Source organism: Aeromicrobium sp. 10G20-16, from assembly GCF_055809665.1.
On sequence record NZ_CM147919.1, the window covers coordinates 150,118 to 172,130 of the forward strand.

Below are 22,013 nucleotides of genomic sequence, written 5' to 3' on the forward strand. Positions count from 1 at the left end.
GCTCCTGTCGGTTCCACTCGAGATCAGCGCCACTCGAAGGCGGTGGGATCCAGCGTGCGGGTGCGCTTGGCGTAGGGGTGGGTCGATCCGGGCCAGTTCGACGTGATGCGGCCCGAGCGGTGGCGGTACCAGTTGTCGCAGTGCGCCCACGTGGAGTGCTCCAGCTCGCCCTGCACCTCGTGGTCGTAGGCCGCTTCGGCCTCGGCGGTGACCTCGATCGCGCGGTACTCGCCGGCGCGCATCCGGTCGAGCGCCTGGCGCATGTGCCGGGCCTGTGCCTCCAGCATGTAGATGATCGAGCCGCCACCCAGGTTGGTGTTCGGGCCGTAGGACACCAGCAGGTTGGGGAAGTGGGGCACGTAGATGCCCAGGTAGGCCCGTGCTCCGTCCACCCACTGATCGGCCAGCAGGCGACCGTCGCGGCCGGAGATCTGGATCGACGACAAGAAGTCCTGGGAGTCGAACCCCGTGCTGTAGACGATGACGTCGACGTCGTGTGCGGTGCCGTCGACCGTGACGAGCCCGGACTCGGTGACGCGCTCGATGCGGTCGATCTCGAGATGCACGTGCTCGCGCGTCAAGGTGGGGTAGTAGTTGTTCGAGAACAGGATTCGCTTGCATCCGGCGGGGTAGTCGGGCGTCAGCTTCTGGCGCAGGAGCGGGTCGTCGACCTGGCGACGCAGGTGCGTGCTCGCCACGGCCTCCTGCAGTCGCCCGACCCGCGACGTGCTGTCCAGGCCCCGCGAGAACTGCTCGCCGGCCAGCCAGAACAGCGGTCGCTCGAAGCGAACCCCGGGGGAGTACCACCGGGGGAACGGCCCGTCCGGCTTGGGCAGGACGTGGTTGGCCGAGCGCTGGAACACCGTGACGTGAGCGGCACGGTCGGCCAGGTGCGGCACGAACTGGATGGCGCTCGCTCCCGCGCCCACCACCGCGACCCGCAGGCCGTCGAGCGGCACGTCGTGGTCCCACTCGGCGGAGTGGAACGACGGACCGGTGAAGTCGTCGATGCCGGGGATGGGCGGGAGGGCCGGACGCGACAGCTGACCGACGGCCGGCACGAGCACGTTGACGGTGCTGCTGGTGCCGTCGGCGAAGCCGACCGTCCAGGTGGCGGCGGCCTCGTCCCACGCGGCGGACACGACCTCGTGGCCGAACCGGATGCGCGGGGTGATCCGGTACTTCTCCGCGACGTCCTGCAGGTACTCGAGGATCTGGTCCTGCAGGGCGTAGCGACGGTGCCACCGCGTGGTGGGCTCGAACGAGAACGAGTACAGCGGCGACGGCACGTCGCAGCCGGCCCCGGGATAGGTGTTGTCACGCCAGACGCCACCGAGGGCATCGGCGCGCTCCCACAGCACCACGTCGTCGTGACCGGCACGGATCAGCTCGATCGCGACGGCCAGGGCGCCGAAGCCGGAGCCGATGATGCCGACCGAGGGTGAGGCGGGGGTCACGCGTGATCCTCGACGAACAGCACGATCGCGGAGGTCAGCAGCGTCGCTGCTTCGTCGCGGGTGAACGTGTCGCGCTGGAGCCATTCGCGACACACCGCCTTCGTCAGCGCCGCGATGGGGCGCAGGCGGGCGCGCAGGTGCCGGTCGTCCGGCAGGCCGATCGCGTCCAGCACCAGCCGGGCTGCGCGGTCGTCGGCTTCGTCCACGATCGCCTGGATGTCGGAGGCGCCGTGCAGGTTGGCCGCCCCGCTGGCGTTGACCCAGGCCTCTCCGTAGGTGGTGGCGGCATCCAGGATCCAGTCGACGATGCGGCGGGTGCGGGCCGGCAGGTCGAGCCCGTCGACGTCCGGGAGGGCCTCGGCGGGCATCATGACCGACTGCCGCATGGCCTCGAGGAACAGCTCGCGCTTGTTGGCGAAGTAGTGGTTGATCAGCCCTCGCGCGACACCGGCGGCGGCGGCGAGCTCGGCGGTCGAGACCTGGTCGTACGGACGGTCGGCGTACAGCCGCTGGGCGGCCGCGATGATCTGCTCGCGACGAACCTCCGGGGCCAGGCGGACCCGCGCGCCGGGCGCTCCTGCAGTGCTCATGGGAGCAGCGTGGCAGCCTGTTGGCAGAGTGTCAATAAGGCTCTATGCTGCTGGCATGACCTCTCGCGACTACGACGTCCTCGTCATCGGCTCCGGTTTCGGCGGCAGTGTCGCCGCGCTCCGGCTCACCGAGAAGGGCTACCGGGTCGGCGTGCTCGAGATGGGGCGCCGGTTCGCCGACGACGAGCTGCCGCAGACCTCGTGGCGGGCGCGCCGCTACCTCTGGGCGCCGTGGGCCCGATGCTTCGGCATCATGCGGATCACGCTGCTCAAGGACGTGCTGATCGCCAGCGGCACCGGTGTCGGCGGCGGCTCGCTGGTCTACGCCAACACGCTCTACGAACCCCTCGACGCCTTCTATCGCGACCAGCAGTGGTCGCACATCACGGACTGGAAGGACGAGCTGGCGCCGCACTACGCGCAGGCCAAGAAGATGCTCGGCGTCGCCACCTACCCCGGCAGCTCGCCGGCCGATCGACTGATGTCGGAGATCGCCGACGACATGGGGGTGGGCGACACCTTCCATCCCGCCGACGTCGGCGTGTTGTTCGGCCAGGACCACGGAGCCGCGCCCGGCGAGGAGATCGCCGACCCGTACTTCGGCGGCGCGGGTCCGACCCGCAACGCCTGCATCGACTGTGGAGCCTGCATGACGGGCTGCCGGCACAACGCCAAGAACACCCTGGTCAAGAACTACCTGTACCTCGCGGAGGCCGAGGGTGCGGTCGTGCACGAGCGCACCACCGTCACCGACGTGCGGCCGACCCGTGACGGCGGCTACGAGGTGCGCACGCACCGCACCGGCAACCGTCTGCGCCGCCGCAGGTTCACCGCGGAACAGGTGGTCTTCGCCGGGAACGCGCTGAACACGCAAGACCTGCTGCACCGGCTGCGTCGGCGGTCGCTTCCCGACCTCTCGCCGCGCATCGGTGAGCTGAGCCGCACCAACTCCGAGGCCGTGCTGAGTGCGCGCTCGGCCGACCCCGACGCCGACTACACGCCTGGCGTCGCCATCACGTCGTCGTTCCACCCCGACGCCGACACGCACGTCGAGCCGGTGCGGTACGGCCACGGGTCGAGCGCGCTGAGCCTGATGAACATGGCGTTGCCACTGCGCGATCCCGAACGGCCCGTGGGACGTCTTCGTGCCGTGCTCCGCGGCTACCGGGCTCTGGGGCTCCGGGGCACGTGGCGCATGCACGCCCCCCGTCGCTGGGCCGAGCAGTCGATCGTCGTGCTGGTGATGCAGTCGCTGGACAACTCGATCACGACGTACCTCACGAGGGGGTTGTTCGGGTCCCGGATGACCAGTCGGCAGGGCGTTGGCGAGCCCAACCCGGCCTTCATACCCGCCGCGGACCGGGTCACGAAGGACCTGGCCGAACGCATCGGCGGCTATCCCGGCAGCTCCACGGGTGAGCTGGTCGGCGTGCCGCTCACGGCGCACTTCATCGGTGGATGCGTGATCGGGGAGTCGGCGGCCACGGGAGTCGTGGACCCCTATCAGCGCGTGTTCGGGCACCCCGGCCTGCACATCAGCGACGGCTCGACGATCACCGCCAACCTCGGCGTCAATCCATCGTTGACGATCACGGCCCAGTCCGAGCGTGCGATGTCGTTGTGGCCCAACCGCGGAGAGCCCGACCCGCGTCCGGCGCTGGGGGAGGCGTACCGGCGGATCGCCCCGGTGCCGCCGGCCCACCCTGCGGTGCCGCCCGGAGCGCCCGCCGCGCTCGTGCTGCCGGTGCCCGTGGTCCCACCGCGGGCCGAACCGGTCAGGTGACCTGGCCCACCTCGGACTCACCGACGGCCGACCCGACGCCCTGTGGCCGGCCAGCCCTGACCCACATCCGGTGCAGACCTGCGGCGATCAGCAGCGAAGCGGCGAGGCTCACGATCGGCAGACCCCGGCCGAGGTTGACCACCAGCGTGAAGGCCACCACGGCGGTGCCGACGAGGTTCAGGACCAGCATGCGGGTGTTGCCGTCGCGGTGGGCGAAGCGCGCCATGGCCAGCAGCCCGGCCAGGAAGCTGATGAACACCGACACGGCGTAGAACAGCACCAGCCGCTGGTCCCGGCCGCCGGCCGCGGCCACCACGACCAACGAGGCCGCGGTGAACACCATCACGCCCCGGTACGGCGTGTGGTGCCGGTTCGTCCCGCCGAGCAGCGCGGGCAGGATGCCTGCCTCGGATCCCGGTCGGCGCGACAGCGCCTTGAGCAGACCCGGTCCGGCCTGGAACGACGAGCTGGCCGCTGACAGCAGCAGGAGAGCGGTCACCAGCTGGAACGCGACGAACAGTCCGTGCGGCGCTGCCACCCGGGCCAGCTCGGCGATCTGCGTGGAGTCCTGGCGCGGCACGCCGACCCTGAGGTGGTGGGCCTCGGCGGCCAGCCCCAGGGTGATGGTGCCGACGATGCCGAGCGTCAGCCACAGCGTGACGCGGCCGAAGAGCTTGCGACCCTCGTCGTCGAGCTGGCCCAGCTGGGCAATGGCCGACGACGGCGCCTCGACGCCGGTGGCCAGGGCCATGGCCACCGGGAAAGCGAGGACGATCGCGACCGGTGCCGCGTGCCCGGCGGTCGAGGTGAAGGTCGTGGTGCTGCTGCCCGGCTCGGCGCCGAGCCCGAAGATCAGGACCGCAGCCGTGACGCCGATGAACGCGATCGCGAGCAGCGCGAAGAACAGGCGGCCGAAGTGGCCGAACCAGGTGATCGCGCCGACCAGCAGGGTGAGCCCGAGCGCAAGGGGGAGTCGTGACCCGGACAGCTGCGGCAGGTAGGCGATCAACGCCGACGCGCCCGCGGACACGCTGATCGAGATCGTCAGGACGAAGTCGACCACCAGGGCGCCGATCGGCAGGAACGCCCACCCGTCACCGAAGGCCTCGCCGCTGGCGGCCGCAGCGCCACCACCACGGGGGTAGCGGCGGATGAGCTGCTGGTAGTTGACGATGACCAGCGCGATGATCGCCACCACGAGGGCCATGGTGGGCAGGAGCAGGCCGAGGTCGCCGTCGAGCGCCCGCAGCGCTGCCTCGACCGCGTAGGCCACCGAGGACACCGGATCGGCCATGACCGCGAACGCGAAGGCGAGCAGCAGGATCGGGCGAGAGCTGAGCATGCCCCCGCGCGAGGCGCGGGACGTGCGTGGAGTGGTGGGCACGATCTCCAGCATGGCACCGCGGTCGGCGTCCGCGACCTCGACCGCCAGAAGTTCAGTCGTGGTGGGGCGGCGGGGCACTCGGATCCGGCGGGGCGTGCTCGCCGACGGCCTCGTGCTGGCGGTCGCGCACCGCGTGCTTGATCTGTTGCAGGTTGTTGCGCAGCAGGTCCGAGATCAGCTCGTCCATGCGGGGATCGGCCAGCATCTCGATCACGACCCGCAGGGTGGTCTCGGAGACCTCGGCGACGATCAGGTCGTACCCGGGCAGCTTCTTGACGAGTCGCACGTTCGGGTCGGCCTTCACCTTCTCGGCCACCAGCGCCTTGAGCTCGTCGTGGTTCTCGACCAGCGCGTCGGAGATGTTGCGGGTGTAGCGGCCGGTCTGGATCACGGCGGCGACCTCGTCGAGCACCACGATCGTCAACGGGCGCTTGATCAGCTCGACGGCCTGCATCACCAGCCGGCTGGCCAGCCGCACCACCCACGGACGACGCATGCCCAGGCGCACCAGGACCGCGCCGACGATCGCCGCCAGCACCGAGGTGCCGACGATCAGGGCGGCCACGAGCAGGAGCACCTGCAGCGTGCTGAGGCCTTCGAGCCAGGCGGACACGGAAACTCTCCTCGGGGCCGGCGGATGCTGCCCAACGTATGGCCTAGGCTGCCATCAAGCAGCACTCGCCATCCGTAGGGCGGGTCCATCAACAAGCAGAGGTGCCGCATGCCCGAGATCCAGATCAGCGTCGAGAACCAGCAGCGGTCCGTCGAACCGGGCACCAAGGTGTGGCAGCTGTTCACCGAGACGCCCGACGTCATCGCGGCCCGCATCGGGGGAGACCTCGTCGACCTGTCGCGCGAGCTCGTCGAGGGCGACGACGTCGAGCCGGTCGCGATCGACTCCGCCGACGGGTTGGACATCCTGCGGCACTCGACCGCGCACGTCATGGCGCAAGCGGTGCAGGACCTGTTCCCCGACGCGAAGCTCGGCATCGGACCGCCGATCACCGACGGCTTCTACTACGACTTCGACGTCGACGAGCCGTTCGTGCCCGAGGACCTGGTCAAGATCGAGTCCCGGATGAAGAAGATCATCAAGGAGGGGCAGAAGTTCGATCGCCGCGAGGTCAGCGACGACGACGCGCGCAGCGAGCTGGCCGACGAGCCCTACAAGCTCGAGCTGATCGGCCTGAAGTCCACCGCCCCCCAGGATCTGCACGGCGCCGCCGAGGGCGCGAGCGTCGAGGTCGGCGCCGGTGGCCTGAGCATCTACGACAACCTCAAGCGCGACGGCTCGAGGGCCTGGGGCGACCTGTGCCGCGGGCCGCACCTGCCCACCACCAAGCGCATCCCGGCGTTCACGCTGATGCGCTCGGCCGCCGCCTACTGGCGCGGCGACGAGAAGAACAAGCAGCTGCAGCGCATCTACGGCACCGCGTGGCCGACCAAGGAGGCGCTCGACGAGCACCTGCACCGCATCGAGGAGGCCCAGCGTCGCGATCACCGCCGTCTGGGCACCGAGCTCGACCTGTACTCGTTCCCCGACGAGATCGGCTCGGGCCTGCCGGTGTTCCACCCCAAGGGTGGCGTGATCAAGCGCGAGATGGAGGACTACGTCCGCCGCCGGCACATCGAGGAGGGGTTCCAGTACGTCGGCACCCCGCACATCGCCAACGAGCAGCTGTTCTACACGTCGGGCCACCTGCCGTACTACGGCGAGGGCATGTTCCCGGCGCTCGACGTCGACGGCCAGGACTACCGCCTCAAGGCGATGAACTGCCCCATGCACAACCTGATCTTCCGCTCGCGTCAGCGCTCGTACCGCGAGCTGCCGCTGCGGCTGTTCGAGTTCGGCCACGTGTACCGCAACGAGAAGTCCGGCGTCATCCACGGACTCACCCGGGTGCGCGGCTTCGCGCAGGACGACTCGCACTCCTACGTCACGCCCGAGCAGGCGCCGGACGAGATCCGTCACCTGCTGGGATTCGTGCTCAGCCTGCTGCGCGACTTCGGGCTCGACGACTTCTATCTCGAGCTGTCCACCCGCGACGACTCCAAGCCCGACAAGTTCATCGGTTCCGACGACGACTGGGCCACCGCGACGCAGGTGCTCGAGGAGGTCTGCCTCGAGTCGGGTCTCGAGCTGGTGCCCGATCCGGGGGGAGCGGCGTACTACGGCCCCAAGGTGTCGGTGCAGGCACGCGACGCGATCGGTCGCACATGGCAGATGTCGACCATCCAGTACGACTTCAACATGCCGTCCGCCGAGCGCTTCGACCTCGAGTACGTCGCGCCCGACGGATCACGGCAGAAGCCGGTGATGATCCACTCGGCCAAGTTCGGCTCCATCGAGCGGTTCATGGGCGTGCTCGTCGAGCACTACGCCGGTGCCTTCCCGCCGTGGCTCGCGCCGGTCCAGGTCGTGGGCATCCCGGTGGCCGAGCGTCATGCCGCCTACCTGCACGACCTGGCCGCCCGACTCACGCCGCTGGGCATCCGCGTGGAGGTCGACGCCTCCGACGAGCGCATGCAGAAGAAGATCCGCACGGCGCAGACGCAGAAGATCCCCTTCATGCTGATCGCCGGCGACAACGACGTCGAGGCCGGCGCCGTGTCGTTCCGCTACCGCAGCGGCGACCAGGAGAACGGGGTCCCGGTCGACGACGCGATCGCCCGCATCATCGCGGCCATCGAGTCGCGCGAGCAGGTCTAGACGTGGCTGACCAGCGACCGGAGGGCGAGCCGGAGCAGGAGGGAGTGGGGGAGGCTGACGCCTTCCAGCGCCTGTGGACCCCGCATCGCATCCGGTACATCAAGGGTGAGAACAAGCCGGAGTCGTCGGCAGAGGCCGACTGCCCGTTCTGCCACATCCCGCACCTGGACGACGCCGAGGGCCTGATCGTCCACCGCGGCGAGGTCGCCTACGTGGTGCTCAACCTCTACCCGTACAACGCCGGTCACCTGCTGGTGTGTCCGTTCCGGCACGTGGCCGACTACACCGACCTGACGCCGGCCGAGACCGACGAGGTCGCGCGTCTCACCCAGCACGCGATGCGCGTGGTGCGACAGGTGACGAGCCCCGCCGGATTCAACCTCGGCATGAACCAGGGCAGCGTGGCCGGCGCCGGCATCGCGGCCCACCTGCACCAACACGTCGTGCCCCGCTGGGGTGGCGACGCCAACTTCATGCCCGTCATCGGGCAGACCAGGACGATGCCCCAGCTGCTCGGTGACACCCGCGAGATGCTCGCCGCTGCCTGGGACGCCGCCGGGGTCGACGAGGAGGACTGATGCTCGAACGTTTCCGCCAGTTCTGGACCAACGTGTGGTCCCCTCTGGCCGACTGGCTGCTGCGCCGGGGTGTGACACCCGACCAGGTCACGATCGTGGGCACGATCGGCGTGTGCTTCGGCGCACTGTTCTTCTTCCCGCGGGGCCAGCTGCTCGCGGGCGTGCTGGTGATCACGGCCTTCGTCTTCAGCGACATCATGGACGGCTACATGGCCCGCGCGTCCGGGCAGGCGTCGAAGTGGGGCGCCTTCCTGGACTCCACGCTCGACCGGGTCGGCGACGCCGCGATCTTCGGCGGCCTCGCGATCTACTACGTCTCGGTGCACGCCGAGTCCGACCTCGGGCCGACCCGGATCTACTTCTACCTGAGCCTCGCGTGCCTCGTGCTGGGATCGGTCACGTCCTACGCCCGGGCCAAGGCCGAGAGCCTCGGCATGACCGCCAAGGGCGGCATCGCCGAACGCGCCGATCGACTCGTCTCGATCCTGGTGCTGACCGGGTTCAACGGGTTGCTCGGCTGGGACTTCCTGACCGAGATCATGCTGTGGATCCTGGCGGCGGCCAGCCTGATCACGGTGTTCCAGCGCATGATCATCGTGCACCGGCAGGCCGTGGCGGATCCCGAGCTCGGCAGCTGATCAGGCGGGCTTCCCACCAGTGAGACGTATATGACACGCCGAATGTCACATAGCCCTTGACACATAGGTCGGGGGTTCACATACTGCAGGTATGACCATTCAGGACCTCCCCACCGACGTCCCCTTCCGCGCGGCCACGGATCTTCCCGAGCTGCCCGAGATGGAGCCCGGCATGTCGCGCGAGAAGTACGCGCAGGTGCTCGAGGACCTCTCGCAGGCCTCGGTCGACCGCCACTTCGACGCGTTCCGTGACATCGCGTGGGACCACCCGGACTTCCAGGTCGACCCCACCGACACCCGATGGGTGCTGCCGAAGGCCGACCGCCTCGGAGCGTCCGAGTGGTACCAGCAGCAGCCCCTCGACAAGCAGATCGCCATCGGGATGTGGCGCCAGGCCAACATCATGAAGGTCGGCCTGCAGTTCGAGAACATCCTGATCCGCGGCATCATGCAGTACGTCTTCACCCTGCCCAACGGTTCGCCGGAGTTCCGCTACCTCACCCACGAGGCCACGGAGGAGTGCCACCACACCCAGATGTTCCAGCGCGGCGTCAACCGCATCGGCGTCGACGTGCCGGGCATGAAGTGGTGGATGCGCAAGGTGGCGACCTTCCTGCCGTGGGCCGGATCGTTCGCCCCGTTCGCGTTCTTCGTCGGCGTCCTGGCCGGCGAGGAGCCGATCGACCACACCCAGAAGCGGGTGCTGCGTGGTGCCGACGAGATGCCTCCGGTGATCAAGCGCATCATGCAGATCCACGTGGCCGAGGAGGCCCGGCACATCTCGTTCGCGCACCACTACGTGCTCACGAACGCGCCCCGCCTGAGCTGGGCCGAGAAGCACCTCATGACGGTGCTGTTCCCGCTCATCATGCGCGTGCTCGGCGATGCCATCTTGGTTCCGGCCAAGGAGATGCGTCGCGAGTTCGACATCCCGAAGAAGGTCATGAAGGACCTGTACTGGCGGGCGCCGGAGTCGCGCGAGCACCTCAGCGAGGTCTTCGCCGACGTGCGCATGCTGGCCGAGGAGGCCGGCCTGATGACGCGCCTCGGTCGGTTCATGTGGCGGATCCTGAAGATCGACGGTCGCTCGTCGCGCTTCCGCAGCGAGCCTGCCGTCGAGTACAGCACGCCGCTCGAGGGCACCAGAGCCGCCTGAGCCATGCCCCACGTCGTCACCCAGGCGTGCTGCGGCGACGCCTCGTGCGCCTTCGCATGCCCGGTCAATGCCATCCATCCCACGCCGGACGAGCCGGACTTCGCGACCGCCGAGATGGTCTACATCGACCCGGTCTCGTGCGTGGACTGCGGTGCCTGCATCACGGCCTGTCCGGTCGGCGCCATCTCGCGTGACTACCGACTGACCGACAAGCAGCTGCCGTTCGTCGAGATCAATGCGATGTTCCACCAACCTGCGCGCGAGTACCCGCCGCAGGCCCCGGTCACCCCGATCGTGCGCAAGAACGACGCCTCGGCGCCGCTGCAGGTGGCGATCGTGGGCGCCGGTCCGGCTGCGCTCTACGCGGCCGACGAGCTGCTCAAGCGCCCGCGCACCGAGGTCACGGTCATCGACCGCCTGCCCACGCCGTACGGGCTGGTCCGAGCGGGTGTGGCTCCCGACCACCCCGACACCCGCACGATCACGGGCCTGTTCGGGCAGATCGAGCAGCAGCGCGGGTTCTCCTACGCCCTCGGCGTCGAGGTCGGGGTCGACGTCACGCACGGCGAGCTGGCCGAGAGGTTCCACGCCGTCCTGTACGCCACCGGCGCCTCGGCTGATCGCTCGATGGGCGTCCCGGGGGAGGACCTGCCCGGCAGCACCACCGCCACGGAGTTCGTGGCCTGGTACAACGGGCATCCCGATCTCGCCGACGCCGTCTTCGACCTCTCGCACGACAAGGCCGTGGTGGTCGGCAACGGCAACGTCGCGCTCGACGTCGCTCGGATCCTGCTGAGCGACCCGGAGCGCCTGGCACGAACCGACATCGCCGACCACGCACTGGCGGCCCTGCGCGACAGCGCGGTCCGTGAGGTCGTGCTGCTCGCGCGCCGAGGCCCGGCCCAGTCGGCGTTCACGCTGCCCGAGCTGATGGGACTGGTCCAGCACGACGACATCGACGTCGTGGTCGAGGGCGACCTGCTCGACGACCTCGCGGCCGGAAGCGACGACCCCATGACCCGGATCAAGGTCCAGGCATTGCGTGATCTACCTGCGCCCTCCGGCAAGCGGCGGCTCGTCCTGCGCTACCAGGCCTCGCCGGTGCGCGTCGTCGGCACGGACGCCGTGACAGGTCTCGAGGTCGCGCAGACGCGTCTCGTCGATGGTCCGACCGGCGTTCGAGCCGAGCCGACCGGTGTCACCGAGGTGATCGAGACGGGTCTGGTCCTGCGCTCCATCGGCTACCGCGGACGTCCGGTGGCCGGCCTGCCGTTCGAGGAGAGCCGCGCCGTGGTGCCGCACGACGCCGGAAGGGTCGAGGCGATGCCCGGCACCTACGTGGCGGGCTGGATCAAGCGGGGACCCACCGGGTTCATCGGCACGAACAAGTCCGACGCCCAGGAGACCGTCGACTCTCTCGTCGAGGACTTCAACAGCGGTCTGCTCATGGCACCCACCTCGCGCCAGGCTCTCTCCTCGCTGCTGCGCGACCGCGGCGTGCACGTGGTCGACCGGGCCGGCTGGCGCCGCATCGACGAGCTGGAGCAGCGGCGGGGTCTGGCTCAGGACCGCCCGCGGGTGCGGTTCACGACGACGAACGACATGCGAGCCGCGGCCGAACAGCCGCGTCGTCGTCGAACCGGCCGTCGCGCCGGGGTCTGAGCCTCCCGTCCGTGTCCTGGACGGCCCGCAGCGCGCTCTCGGGCGGTGAGTAAACTCGGAACGTTCGACCACCTCGACGAAGGACACCCGTGAGCAACGACAGCACCACTTCCGACAGCGGCACCGGCACCGGCACGTCTCGTGTGAAGCGTGGCATGGCCGAGATGCTGAAGGGCGGCGTCATCATGGACGTCGTCGATGCCGAGCAGGCGAGGATCGCTGAGGACGCTGGCGCTGTCGCGGTGATGGCGCTGGAGCGGGTGCCTGCGGACATTCGTTCGGAGGGTGGCGTGGCTCGGATGAGCGATCCGGACCTGATCGACGGGATCATCGAGGCGGTCTCGATCCCGGTGATGGCCAAGGCTCGGATCGGTCACTTCGTCGAGGCGCAGGTGCTGCAGAGCCTGGGTGTGGACTACATCGATGAGTCCGAGGTGCTGACTCCGGCTGATTATGCGCATCACATCGACAAGTGGAAGTTCACTGTCCCGTTCGTGTGTGGTGCGACGAATCTGGGTGAGGCGTTGCGGCGCATCACCGAGGGTGCGGCGATGATCCGTTCGAAGGGTGAGGCGGGTACGGGTGACGTGTCGAACGCGACGACGCACATGCGCACGATCGGTGGGGAGATCCGTCGGCTCAGCAGCTTGAGCGAGGACGAGCTGTACGTGGCGGCCAAGGAGCTGCAGGCGCCGTACGACCTGGTCAAGGAGGTCGCCGAGGCTGGCAAGCTGCCTGTGGTGCTGTTCACCGCTGGTGGCATCGCGACGCCCGCTGATGCGGCGATGATGATGCAGCTGGGTGCTGAGGGTGTGTTCGTGGGCTCGGGCATCTTCAAGTCCGGCAACCCCGCCGAGCGGGCGGCCGCTGTGGTCAAGGCCACCACGTTCTTCGATGATCCCGACGTCATTGCCAAGGTCTCGCGTGGGCTGGGTGAGGCCATGGTCGGCATCAACGTCGACCAGATCCCCGAGCCGCACCGGTTGGCGGAGCGCGGTTGGTGAACCCGGCGTAGCCGGGGGTCCGGCCGCGATCGGGCCAGGCCATCGGGCACCGGTTGGCGGAGCGCGGCTGGTAGGGCGCGCGGCTCCTTCGTCGCCGCTTCACCGGTTCGTTCCTCACCGGTGCCACGCTTCGCGTGGGCGCCTTGCCTCGCTGCGCTCGGCCCATGGTTGCGTCAGGCTGAAGGACACCGTTCGATTGACCGCGGCTCGCGCCTCGACGCTGTCTCCGCTGGGCTCTTGTCGGTGCCACATTTCGCGTGGGCGCCTTGCCTCGCTGCGCTTGGCCCTTGGTTGCGTCGGGCTGGGGGCGGCTGTCTAGCCGGCTTTGCTGCGCTCGGCTGATTCCTGCATGCCCGGACCGCGTTGCTGCGGGTGTGGCAATGAGCCCGTTTGACGGTCGCGAATGTGGGACTGTGTGCGCCTTGTGAGGCTCTCGAGCGGCTTCTCGCGGTCGGAGTCGGGACCCCGAGAGCGGCTGTCTCGTGCCTCTGAGGCCATGATTTTCGTGACTAGTCCCGGGTCATTTTTCCCTAGTCACAACGGGTAACACGAACGACCGATCCTCGTTACGCCCTGAAAACAGTGGAAATTAATGACTGCAATTGCAATGAAAAATTCCACGCCACAGAAACGGTCCCGAAAAGGTCCCTGCATCGACCGTGACGAAAGTCCTAAACGGTCGTTACATGTGCGAGACAAAGCGGTCGCGATCGGTCACACTCTTGGTCGGGACCAAGGTCCTAGACCAACCGCGGCCGCACCGTGCGGCCAGACCACAAGGGAGAAGTCAGATGAAGAAGTCAACCAAGGGCGCAGTCGCGGCAGCCGCTGCCGGCGTGCTGCTGCTGGGCGGCGCCGGATCGCTCGCCTACTGGACCGCCGAGGGCACCGTGTCGGGCGGCAACATCACCGCCGGCGACCTGAAGCTGTCGAACGCCGACTGTGACACCAACTGGGTCTACGACGGCACCACGACCACCGTGACCAAGTTTGTCCCCGGCGACGTCATCACCAAGCAGTGCACCTACACGCTGGACGCGTCCGGCGACAACCTCGAGGCCGAGCTCACCACGCCCGACACCACCGACGTCGTCTCGACCAACCCGGCAGGAACGTCGTTCACCGCCACCGTCGCGGGCAGCTACACCCTGCTCCCGTCCGGCGGCGACCCGGCGACCGACGAGGTCGCTCTCGCCGACGGCGACACCGTCAGCTCGGCCGACGACGGCTCGACCGTCACGGCCACGATCAAGGTCACCATCCCGTTCGGCACCGACGAGGACGGCGATCCGAAGATCAACGCGAACGACACCCAGGACATCGTCGCGACGCTCGACGACCTGACGGTGAAGCTCACGCAGGTCGACCCGAACGCCTGATTCATCCACTCCCGGTCTCGCCGGGTGGGCGTCGCTCTCGGGTGGCGCCCACCCGGCTCCGGGCCGGAGACCGTTTCACCCCACGACACCGCTGAAGGAGGACATCGACATCATGGGAAGCCGCCGCGCAGAACGCAGCGCCACGCTCCACGGATGGATCGGCCAGGTCATCGCCTGGGCCGTCATCGCCGGAGTCGTCGCGCTGCTGGCTGTTGCCGTCGTGATCCCGCGAGCCGTCGGTGCCACCCCCTACACGATCCTGACCAGCTCGATGGAGCCGTCGATGCCTCCCGGCACCCTCGTCGTCGTCAAGCCGGTAGACCCTGACTCCATCAGCGTCGGGGACGTCATCACGTACCAGCTGCAGTCCGGCAACCCGACCGTCGTCACGCACCGCGTGGTCGACGTGTCGACCACCATGAAGGGCGAGCAGCTGTTCCAGACCCAGGGCGACGCGAACGAGTCGCCCGACACCGAGCTGGTCCGCCCCGTGCAGATCCGCGGAGAGCGGATGTACGCCATCCCTCACGTCGGTCGGGTCACGTCGTTCGTCACCTCGTCGCAGCGCGGCATCGCGACGGCCATCGTCGTGGTCGGCCTGCTCGGGTACGCCGCCTCGATGTTCGTCGGTGCCGTCCGCGACCGCCGCAGACGTCCCGGCGAGCCGGTCGACCAGGCGTCGACCGAGCCGGTCAAGGACGAGGTGCTCGTATGAGGATCCTCGGTCTCGCAGCCGTCCTGATCGCCTCGCTGACGCTGTTCGCCGCCCCGGCCTCGGCCGACGACTCACGCCTGGGCCTCAGCCCCGACGGCGTCACCTGGTCGACGTCGCTGCAGGCGCCGTTGTTCGACTCCGACGTCCGGTGGGTTCCGGGCGACACGCGGATCCGGTCGTTCTACGCACGCAACCAGTCCATGGAGACGGCGCAGCTGTCGATCGACGTCCTGGCGTCCAGGATCGACGACCTGATCCGCACCGGTGAGCTGGTGGTGTCGGCTCGAGCCGGCTCGGGCCCGTGGGGAGACATCTCCACGGCCGGCCAGCACCAGCTGGTCCGCTGGGTGCCGACCACCGACGGGGACGTGATCCGGATCGACGTCCGAGTGGCGTTCAGGCCCGGCGCGACCAACCAGTCGCAGGTGCTGGCGCTCGATCTGGCCTTCCGGGCCTCCCTGCGCGAGGACATCCCCGTGGGCCCGACGCCCACTCCGGGTCCCACACAGACCACTGGCCCCGGTGGTGCTCGTCCGCCTGCCGCCGTCGGTCACCCCGACATGTCGGGAGTGCTGCTGCCCAACACCGGAGCACCGGTGTTCTGGGCCGGTTTCGCCGGCATGGCGCTGGTCATGGCCGGAATCATCGTGGCGCTCTCGCGCCGTGAACAGGAAGAAGAAGCTCATGTCTCGTCGTAGTCACCGCGTCGCACGTCCGCGTCGTCGCGGCCTGCTGCGCTCCACCCGTCTGCGGGCCCTGCTCGCACTCGGAGTCGTCCTCGGCATCGGCACCACCGGCACGTTCGCCTTCTGGACCGACGACGTCGTCATCTCCGGATCGTCGTTCACCGCCGGCACGCTCGACCTTCAGGTGAACGGGTCGGACGCCTACGCCACGACGACGCTGTCGATGTCGGCCATGGTGCCGGGCAACTCGTCGGCCGAGGTGCTGACCATCAAGAACAACGGCACGGCACCGCTGAAGTACTCGATGATCGGCAGCCTGTCCGGCACCGACGCGGCCCTCTACAGCTCGTCGGCAGGTCTCAACCTGCAGATCCGCTCCGGCGGCACCAAGTCCGGCACCGGAAACAGCTCGACCTGCACCGGTGGCACCTCGATCTACACCGGCACGCTGACGAACACCGCAGGCACCCAGATCCTGGCCCGCCGCCCCACTGCGGCGCTGGCCCAGAACGGCACCGAGGCGCTGTGCTTCCAGGTCACCTTCGACCCCAACGCGGCCAACACGCTGCAGGGCAAGACCGCCACGGCGACGTTCACCGCGCAGGGCACCTCGGACGTGTCATGAGCCGGCGCACACCTCTCCGCACGCTGCGTGAGGCTCTGCTGAGCCTCGCGGCAGTGGTGGGTGTGCTGTGCCTGCTGATCACCGTCGGCGGCGCGGTCGCCGGCGTCAAGCCACTGATGTACCGCTCCGGGTCGATGGAGCCGACCATCAGCACCGGAGACATGTCGCTGTCGCGCACCGTCGCTGCCAAGGACCTGCGGGTCGGCGACGTCGTGTCGGTGATGACCGCGTCGAACCAGCGGGTGACGCACCGCATCGTCGACATCGCGCCGGGCGGCTCGGGCGATCAGCGCGTCCTGAGTCTCAAGGGTGACGCCAACGACTCGGTCGACCAGGAGACGTACGCGGTCTCCGAGGTCCAGCGGGTGGCCTTCACCGTGCCCAAGCTCGGGTACGTCGTGGCCGCAGGGTCGGGCCAGATCGGTCTGTTCCTCATGGGCATCTACGTGATGGGCATGCTCCTGCTGGTGTTCCGGCGCTCGTCCCGCACGGACGACGAGAGCAACGACGGACCTGACGATCACACTCCCGGCGGGGGAGGACGCTCGGGTCCCGGGCGCACCGCTCTCGCCGACCCCCCGACCCGCGCTCCTGCTCCCACGCCACGCAGTCGGATCGGACTGGCCGGGCGGATGGTGCGCGCCGGCGCGCTCGGTGTCGCCGTGGGCATCACGGTGACGGCTGCCGTGGCCGGCGCCGCACCCTGGACCGACCCCGCGCCGATCACCGGTCCGTCGTTCGCGGCGCGGACGGTGCCGGCGCCGACCGCCGTGAGCTGCCAGACCCTCAACAGCAACCCCGACGCGGCCCGGATCAGCTGGACGCCGCCGGCCGGCAGCGGATACTCCTACCAGGTCGTGGTCACGGACTCGAGCGGCCAGGAGGTCAGCAGGTCGACGGTCACCTCCACGACCACCGACGTGACCTACGCCGGGCTCAACCCGGCGCCCGGTGGGAACGAGAACCTCACCGCCACGGTGCGAACGCTCTCGTCCGCCGCCCCGAACTGGCCCTCGGCCGGATCGGTGTCGGTGCCGCTGCGCACGCGCAACGTGTACTTCCTGCTCATCTTCTTCCGGTACACCGAGCTGGCCTGCAACTGACCTGATCGGGGACGGGTCGCGGGCCGGCCCGCTCCGGCGACGCGTGACGCCTGAACCCGCGGCGTCGTAGACTGGACCGGTCGACCGCCGCCGGTATGGGAGTGCCGTGCACGGTCGACGAGGGAGACTCGCCGCTTCGGCGGCAGAGCCCTGTGACCCGACCGGGAGGGATTCCGTGAGGGAGAGACGGCGGTGGCGCTCAGCGCCACCGCCGTCGTCGGCGTTGGAGGTGCTGCCGTCGTCGGCGTTGGAGGTGCTGCCGTCGTCGGCGTTGGAGGTGCTGCCGTCGTCGGCCGCACCGCACCCGCTCCTCAGGCCCCGCGAGAGGCGCAAAGTGGTCGAGATCTGCCGGCCAAACTCGCCAACCTGCGCCACTCGCGGGACACAGTGCGCCACTCGATAGCCTGACGCGGTGACTGCGTCAGCCGGCCCGACGATCGGGGTGTTCGCACTGCAGGGTGACGTGCGTGAGCACGTGCTCGCGCTCGAGGCGCTCGGCATCCGGTCCGTCACCGTCCGTCGCCCGGACGAGCTGGCGGCCTGCGACGCGCTGATCCTGCCCGGCGGGGAGTCCAGCACCATGGACAAGCTGGCGCGCGCCTTCGACCTGTTCGATCCTCTGGTCGAGCAGATCTCCGCCGGCATGCCCACCCTCGGGACCTGCGCCGGGATGATCATGCTGGCTGATCGCATCGAGGACGGCATCGCCGGTCAGCACACGCTCGGGGGCCTCGACATCACGGTGCGCCGCAACGCTTTCGGGCGCCAGGTCGACTCCTTCGAGGGCTGGCTCGACTTCCGCGGGCTCGACGACCCGGTCCACGGGGTCTTCATCCGTGCGCCGTGGGTCGAGCAGGTGGGCGACGGCGTGCAGGTGCTCGCGACGATCCCGTCGGGGGAGGCCGCCGGTAGGATCGTCGCGGTCCGACAAGATCATCTGATGGCCACGTCCTTCCACCCCGAGGTGGGCAGCGACCTGCGCATCCACCGGTACTTCGTCGACCAGCTCGTCCAGTCGTAGAGTGATCCAGTCGTAGAAGGACCCTGTTCAGGAAGGGAAGTGTCCATGTCCGGCCACTCCAAGTGGGCGACCACCAAGCACAAGAAGGCGATCGTCGACGCCAAGCGCGGCAAGATGTTCGCCAAGCTGGTCAAGAACATCGAGGTCGCGGCCCGCATCGGCGGCGCCGACCCCGACGGCAACCCCACGCTTTACGACGCCATCCAGAAGGCCAAGAAGTCATCGGTCCCCAAGGACCACATCGACCGTGCGGTCAAGCGCGGCGGCGGCGTGGGTGAGGACGCTGTCGACTACACCACGATCATGTACGAGGGCTACGGCCCGAACGGGGTCGCGATGCTGGTCGAGTGCCTCACCGACAACAAGAACCGCGCCGCCATGGAGGTCCGGACCGCCATGACGCGCAACGGCGGGACCATGGCCGATCCCGGCTCGGTGTCGTACATGTTCAACCGCAAGGGCGTCATCATCGTTCCTGCCGAGCAGGAGGGCGGCGAGACCAACGAGGACGACGTCCTGATGGCGGTGCTCGACGCGGGCGCGGAGGAGGTCAACGACCTCGACGGCTCCTTCGAGGTCATCTCGGAGGCCACGGACCTCGTCGCGGTGCGGACGGCGTTGCAGGAGGCCGGCCTCGACTACGACTCGGCAGACGCCCTGTTCGTGCCCACCATGACCGTCGAGGTCGACGAAGAGGGTGCGGGCAAGGTCGAGAAGCTCATCGACGCCCTCGAGGACTGCGACGACGTCCAGAACGTCTTCGCCAACTACTGATCGACTGAGGCCGCCCGCGGCCGAACGTCGATCAACGCCAGCGCAGCGTGAGTCGTGCCGCGCCTCACCACGCCTCGGTCGCTCGTTCCTCGCTCCCTCACGGTCGCTGCGCTCCCTGGCGAGCGTGAGCGAAGCGAGGCGACGAGAGGTCGTGTGTCGCTTCCTGGCGGGCGGGCTGGTCGCCAGGGAGGCCGCTTGCGGCCGACCGTGAGCGGAGCGAGGCGACGTGCTGCGGCGAGCCCGTCGGCTCACCGCGCCTCGGTCGCTCGTTCCTCGCTCCCTCACGGTCGCTGCGCTCCCTGGCGAGCGTGCTGGTCGCCAGGGAGGCAACTGCCCACGGGGCTCCGGTCGCTGCGCCTCTGATGACGCCCGGTCCGGCGCGTCGGCGCCGCGACGAGGGCGGCACGTCCTAGGCTGTCGAACATGGGTTCGATCAACATGACCGTGCTCGGGGTGGACCCCGGCCTGACGCGCTGCGGCGTGGGAGTGGTCACCGGGTCGGTCGGTCGTCCGCTCACGTTGGTCGACGTCGGTGTCATCCGCACGCCGGCCGACCTCGACATCGCCCGTCGGCTGCACCAGCTGGAGGCGGCGCTCGAGGCGCGCATCGTCGAGCATCGCCCTGACGTCGTCGCTGTCGAGCGGGTGTTCGCCCAGCACAACGTGCGCACGGTCATGGGCACTGCCCAGGCCAGCGCCGTCGCCATGGTGGTGGCCGCGCGGCACGGCATCGCGGTGCACCTGCACACACCCAGCGAGGTCAAGGCATCGGTCACCGGCAGCGGCCGCGCCGACAAGGCACAGGTCGCGCAGATGGTCACCCGCGTCCTGCGCCTCAGCGAGACTCCCAAGCCGGCCGACGCCACCGACGCGCTCGCACTCGCCATCTGCCACGTCTGGCGCGGCGGCGCCAGCAACCGACTCGCTGCCGCCGTGGTCGCAGCAGGAGCGCGCCGATGATCGCCCACGTCCGCGGCCCCGTCGCCGCCGTCACCCTCACGTCGGCCGTCATCGACGTCGGGGGCGTCGGACTGCAGGTCATGTGCACGCCGGGCACCATCGCCGGCCTCCGCATCGGCACCGAGGTCCAGCTGGCCACCTCCATGGTCGTGCGCGAGGACTCGCTGACCGTCTTCGGCTTCGCCGACACCGACGAGCGCGACATGTTCGAGCTGCTGCAGACCGCCAGCGGCGTCGGTCCCAAGGTCGCCCAGGCCATGCTCGCCGTCCTCGACCCCGACCGCATCCGACAGGCCGTCGGACAGTCCGACTTCGCCACCCTCACCAGCGTGCCCGGCATCGGCCGCAAGGGAGCAGAACGCATCTGCATCGAGCTGCGCGACCGCATCGGCGTCACCACCACGGTGGCGGCAGGTGCCTCCGCCGGCGCCTGGCGCGCCCAGGTGCACGAGGCGATGGTCGGCCTGGGCATCTCAGCCCGCGACGCCGACGCCGCCGTCGACCAGGTGGCCGCCGGCATCGAGGCCGGCACCGAGCCCGACACCTCCACCGCCCTGCGTGACGCCCTGCGCACCCTGTCCAAGGCGCGCTCGTGAACGACGACCACGAGTACGACGGGGAGTTCGACGCCATCGTCGCGGCGGCAGCGCCCGAGGAGCGCGAGTACGAGGCGGCGCTGCGCCCCCGGTCGCTCGACGAGCTGATCGGTCAGGAGCGCGTTCGCGAGCAGCTCTCGCTCATGCTCGAGGCCGCCGTCGGTCGAGGGCGCACGCCCGACCACGTGCTGCTGTCCGGTCCGCCCGGGCTCGGCAAGACCACGATCGCCATGATCATCGCCCACCAGCTGAGCGCGCCGTTGCGCATCTCCAGCGGCCCGGCCATCCAGAACGCCGGCGACCTCGCCGCGATCCTCTCGGGCATCAACGAGGGCGACGTCCTGTTCATCGACGAGATCCACCGCATGTCGCGTCCCGCCGAAGAGCTCCTCTACATGGCGATGGAGGACTTCCGGGTCGACGTCATCGTCGGCAAGGGGCCCGGCGCCACCGCCATCCCGCTGGAGATCCCGCCCTTCACGGTGGTGGGTGCCACCACCCGTGCCGGCCTGCTGCCCGGACCGCTGCGCGACCGGTTCGGGTTCACCGCCCAGCTCGACTTCTACGGCACCGACGAGCTGCACCGCATCGTGGGCCGCTCGGCCGGGCTGCTCGGCCTGGCGCTCACCGACGAGGGCGGACTCGAGATCGCCTCGCGCTCGCGCGGAACTCCACGCATCGCCAACCGCCTCCTGCGCCGTGTCCGCGACTTCGCCGAGGTACGAGCCGGGGGAGTGGTCGACGCCGAGGTCGCTCGAGCCGCGCTCTCGCTGTACGAGGTCGACGACCTCGGGCTGGACCGGCTCGACCGGGCGGTGCTCGTGGCGCTGTGCAGCAGCTTCGGCGGCGGACCGGTGGGCGTCGCCACGTTGGCCGTGGCCGTCGGCGAGGAGCGAGAGACCGTCGAGGAGATCGCCGAGCCGTTCCTCGTGCGACTCGGGTTCCTCGCCCGCACCCCCCGAGGCCGCGTGGCCACGGCGGCCGCCTGGCAGCACCTGGGGCTGACGCCGCCACCCGGCACCGGTCAGCTGTCCTTCGGCGACGAACCCGATCCAGCCTGACAACTGGTCACGACACGCGGGGCGTTGCGCGGAGCGCTTTCCGCACCCGGCATGATGGGCAAGTTGCCGGGCTACACTGTGCGCGGCCTGTCGCTCCCGCGACCCGACGACCCACGATCCTGGAGTTTGCA

The 22,013-nt window shown here is 69.4% G+C and carries 21 protein-coding genes; 17 read left to right on the top strand and 4 right to left on the bottom strand.

Translation table 11 applies throughout. The features are described 5' to 3' along the window. Nucleotides 1-23 precede the first annotated feature (23 nt). Both AC0L5F_RS00685 and AC0L5F_RS00690 read right to left on the bottom strand, forming a co-directional pair. Nucleotides 24-1,457 (bottom strand): flavin-containing monooxygenase, encoded by a 1,434-nt coding sequence (locus AC0L5F_RS00685; protein ID WP_473314681.1) that lies wholly within the window; start codon nucleotides 1,455-1,457, stop codon nucleotides 24-26. Next, nucleotides 1,454-2,047 (bottom strand): TetR/AcrR family transcriptional regulator, encoded by a 594-nt coding sequence (locus AC0L5F_RS00690; protein ID WP_473314682.1) that lies wholly within the window; start codon nucleotides 2,045-2,047, stop codon nucleotides 1,454-1,456. Before AC0L5F_RS00690 ends, AC0L5F_RS00685 begins: the two co-directional genes overlap by 4 nt. Nucleotides 2,048-2,102: 55 nt before the next feature. On the opposite strand from AC0L5F_RS00690, the gene AC0L5F_RS00695 reads away from it, so the two are divergent. Then, entirely contained in the window at nucleotides 2,103-3,830 is a 1,728-nt protein-coding gene (locus AC0L5F_RS00695) for an FAD-dependent oxidoreductase (RefSeq protein ID WP_473314683.1), read from the top strand. Here AC0L5F_RS00695 and AC0L5F_RS00700 read toward each other — a convergent pair. After that, nucleotides 3,823-5,292, bottom strand: coding sequence for an APC family permease (locus AC0L5F_RS00700; RefSeq protein ID WP_473314684.1), 1,470 nt, complete (start codon nucleotides 5,290-5,292; stop codon nucleotides 3,823-3,825). The two genes, AC0L5F_RS00695 and AC0L5F_RS00700, sit on opposite strands and share 8 nt — an antisense overlap. Then, on the bottom strand, nucleotides 5,267-5,827 hold the full coding sequence (locus tag AC0L5F_RS00705) for a hypothetical protein (RefSeq protein ID WP_473314685.1): 561 nt from the start codon (nucleotides 5,825-5,827) through the stop codon (nucleotides 5,267-5,269). The genes AC0L5F_RS00700 and AC0L5F_RS00705 overlap by 26 nt, the downstream gene beginning before the upstream one ends. 108 nt (nucleotides 5,828-5,935) lie before the next feature. Between AC0L5F_RS00705 and thrS the strand changes: the two genes are divergently transcribed. The 16 genes from thrS (at nucleotide 5,936) to ruvB (ending at nucleotide 21,882) form a co-directional block, all read left to right on the top strand. Continuing rightward, the gene (thrS, locus tag AC0L5F_RS00710; protein ID WP_473314686.1) at nucleotides 5,936-7,924 is read left to right on the top strand and encodes a threonine--tRNA ligase; all 1,989 of its coding nucleotides are present in this window, start codon (nucleotides 5,936-5,938) and stop codon (nucleotides 7,922-7,924) included. Nucleotides 7,925-7,926: 2 nt separating this feature from the next. Then, nucleotides 7,927-8,502, top strand: a complete 576-nt coding sequence (locus AC0L5F_RS00715; RefSeq protein ID WP_473314687.1) for an HIT family protein — start codon at nucleotides 7,927-7,929, stop codon at nucleotides 8,500-8,502. Beyond that, complete coding sequence (gene pgsA / locus AC0L5F_RS00720; RefSeq protein ID WP_473314688.1) at nucleotides 8,502-9,140, top strand: phosphatidylinositol phosphate synthase; 639 nt, start codon at nucleotides 8,502-8,504, stop codon at nucleotides 9,138-9,140. Before AC0L5F_RS00715 ends, pgsA begins: the two co-directional genes overlap by 1 nt. 91 nt (nucleotides 9,141-9,231) lie before the next feature. Then, nucleotides 9,232-10,296, top strand: coding sequence for an AurF N-oxygenase family protein (locus tag AC0L5F_RS00725; protein WP_473314689.1), 1,065 nt, complete (start codon nucleotides 9,232-9,234; stop codon nucleotides 10,294-10,296). A 3-nt stretch (nucleotides 10,297-10,299) separates the two neighbouring features. Then, nucleotides 10,300-11,958 carry an FAD-dependent oxidoreductase gene (locus AC0L5F_RS00730; RefSeq protein ID WP_473314690.1) on the top strand — a complete coding sequence of 553 codons (1,659 nt, stop codon included), beginning with the start codon at nucleotides 10,300-10,302 and terminating at the stop codon, nucleotides 11,956-11,958. Nucleotides 11,959-12,113: 155 nt separating this feature from the next. Beyond that, entirely contained in the window at nucleotides 12,114-12,962 is an 849-nt protein-coding gene (gene pdxS, locus AC0L5F_RS00735) for a pyridoxal 5'-phosphate synthase lyase subunit PdxS (protein WP_473316226.1), read from the top strand. 791 nt (nucleotides 12,963-13,753) lie between these two features. Further along, nucleotides 13,754-14,341, top strand: coding sequence for an alternate-type signal peptide domain-containing protein (locus AC0L5F_RS00740; protein WP_473314691.1), 588 nt, complete (start codon nucleotides 13,754-13,756; stop codon nucleotides 14,339-14,341). Between the two features lie 112 nt (nucleotides 14,342-14,453). Beyond that, complete coding sequence (locus AC0L5F_RS00745; protein ID WP_473314692.1) at nucleotides 14,454-15,056, top strand: signal peptidase I; 603 nt, start codon at nucleotides 14,454-14,456, stop codon at nucleotides 15,054-15,056. Continuing rightward, nucleotides 15,053-15,754, top strand: a complete 702-nt coding sequence (locus AC0L5F_RS00750) for an LPXTG cell wall anchor domain-containing protein (RefSeq protein WP_473314693.1) — start codon at nucleotides 15,053-15,055, stop codon at nucleotides 15,752-15,754. Before AC0L5F_RS00745 ends, AC0L5F_RS00750 begins: the two co-directional genes overlap by 4 nt. Further along, the gene (locus tag AC0L5F_RS00755) at nucleotides 15,741-16,367 is read left to right on the top strand and encodes a TasA family protein (protein WP_473314694.1); all 627 of its coding nucleotides are present in this window, start codon (nucleotides 15,741-15,743) and stop codon (nucleotides 16,365-16,367) included. Before AC0L5F_RS00750 ends, AC0L5F_RS00755 begins: the two co-directional genes overlap by 14 nt. Continuing rightward, nucleotides 16,364-17,470 (top strand): signal peptidase I, encoded by a 1,107-nt coding sequence (locus tag AC0L5F_RS00760; protein WP_473314695.1) that lies wholly within the window; start codon nucleotides 16,364-16,366, stop codon nucleotides 17,468-17,470. Before AC0L5F_RS00755 ends, AC0L5F_RS00760 begins: the two co-directional genes overlap by 4 nt. A gap of 412 nt (nucleotides 17,471-17,882) precedes the next feature. Further along, the gene (gene pdxT, locus AC0L5F_RS00765; RefSeq protein WP_473314696.1) at nucleotides 17,883-18,491 is read left to right on the top strand and encodes a pyridoxal 5'-phosphate synthase glutaminase subunit PdxT; all 609 of its coding nucleotides are present in this window, start codon (nucleotides 17,883-17,885) and stop codon (nucleotides 18,489-18,491) included. Nucleotides 18,492-18,536: 45 nt separating this feature from the next. After that, a complete protein-coding gene (locus AC0L5F_RS00770; protein ID WP_473314697.1) occupies nucleotides 18,537-19,265 on the top strand; it encodes a YebC/PmpR family DNA-binding transcriptional regulator in 729 nt (242 codons plus the stop codon). 438 nt (nucleotides 19,266-19,703) lie between these two features. Further along, nucleotides 19,704-20,225, top strand: coding sequence for a crossover junction endodeoxyribonuclease RuvC (ruvC, locus tag AC0L5F_RS00775; protein WP_473316227.1), 522 nt, complete (start codon nucleotides 19,704-19,706; stop codon nucleotides 20,223-20,225). After that, entirely contained in the window at nucleotides 20,222-20,821 is a 600-nt protein-coding gene (gene ruvA, locus AC0L5F_RS00780; RefSeq protein ID WP_473314698.1) for a Holliday junction branch migration protein RuvA, read from the top strand. The genes ruvC and ruvA overlap by 4 nt, the downstream gene beginning before the upstream one ends. A gap of 35 nt (nucleotides 20,822-20,856) precedes the next feature. Then, nucleotides 20,857-21,882: a Holliday junction branch migration DNA helicase RuvB gene (ruvB, locus tag AC0L5F_RS00785; protein WP_473316228.1), complete on the top strand. Its 1,026-nt coding sequence runs from the start codon at nucleotides 20,857-20,859 to the stop codon at nucleotides 21,880-21,882. The last annotated feature ends 131 nt before the right edge of the window (nucleotides 21,883-22,013 follow it).

Bases quoted from the DNA above. Each gene is read 5' to 3' on its own strand.
- AC0L5F_RS00750 (WP_473314693.1), top strand. From the start codon at position 15,053: ATGAGGATCCTCGGTCTCGCAGCCGTCCTGATCGCCTCGCTGACGCTG.
- pdxS (WP_473316226.1), top strand. From the start codon at position 12,114: ATGGCCGAGATGCTGAAGGGCGGCGTCATCATGGACGTCGTCGATGCC.
- ruvA (WP_473314698.1), top strand. From the start codon at position 20,222: ATGATCGCCCACGTCCGCGGCCCCGTCGCCGCCGTCACCCTCACGTCG.
- AC0L5F_RS00745 (WP_473314692.1), top strand. From the start codon at position 14,454: ATGGGAAGCCGCCGCGCAGAACGCAGCGCCACGCTCCACGGATGGATC.
- AC0L5F_RS00730 (WP_473314690.1), top strand. From the start codon at position 10,300: ATGCCCCACGTCGTCACCCAGGCGTGCTGCGGCGACGCCTCGTGCGCC.
- thrS (WP_473314686.1), top strand. From the start codon at position 5,936: ATGCCCGAGATCCAGATCAGCGTCGAGAACCAGCAGCGGTCCGTCGAA.
- AC0L5F_RS00725 (WP_473314689.1), top strand. From the start codon at position 9,232: ATGACCATTCAGGACCTCCCCACCGACGTCCCCTTCCGCGCGGCCACG.
- AC0L5F_RS00690 (WP_473314682.1), bottom strand. From the start codon at position 2,047: ATGAGCACTGCAGGAGCGCCCGGCGCGCGGGTCCGCCTGGCCCCGGAG.
- AC0L5F_RS00760 (WP_473314695.1), top strand. From the start codon at position 16,364: ATGAGCCGGCGCACACCTCTCCGCACGCTGCGTGAGGCTCTGCTGAGC.
- AC0L5F_RS00695 (WP_473314683.1), top strand. From the start codon at position 2,103: ATGACCTCTCGCGACTACGACGTCCTCGTCATCGGCTCCGGTTTCGGC.
- AC0L5F_RS00740 (WP_473314691.1), top strand. From the start codon at position 13,754: ATGAAGAAGTCAACCAAGGGCGCAGTCGCGGCAGCCGCTGCCGGCGTG.
- AC0L5F_RS00770 (WP_473314697.1), top strand. From the start codon at position 18,537: ATGTCCGGCCACTCCAAGTGGGCGACCACCAAGCACAAGAAGGCGATC.
- pgsA (WP_473314688.1), top strand. From the start codon at position 8,502: ATGCTCGAACGTTTCCGCCAGTTCTGGACCAACGTGTGGTCCCCTCTG.
- ruvC (WP_473316227.1), top strand. From the start codon at position 19,704: ATGACCGTGCTCGGGGTGGACCCCGGCCTGACGCGCTGCGGCGTGGGA.
- AC0L5F_RS00755 (WP_473314694.1), top strand. From the start codon at position 15,741: ATGTCTCGTCGTAGTCACCGCGTCGCACGTCCGCGTCGTCGCGGCCTG.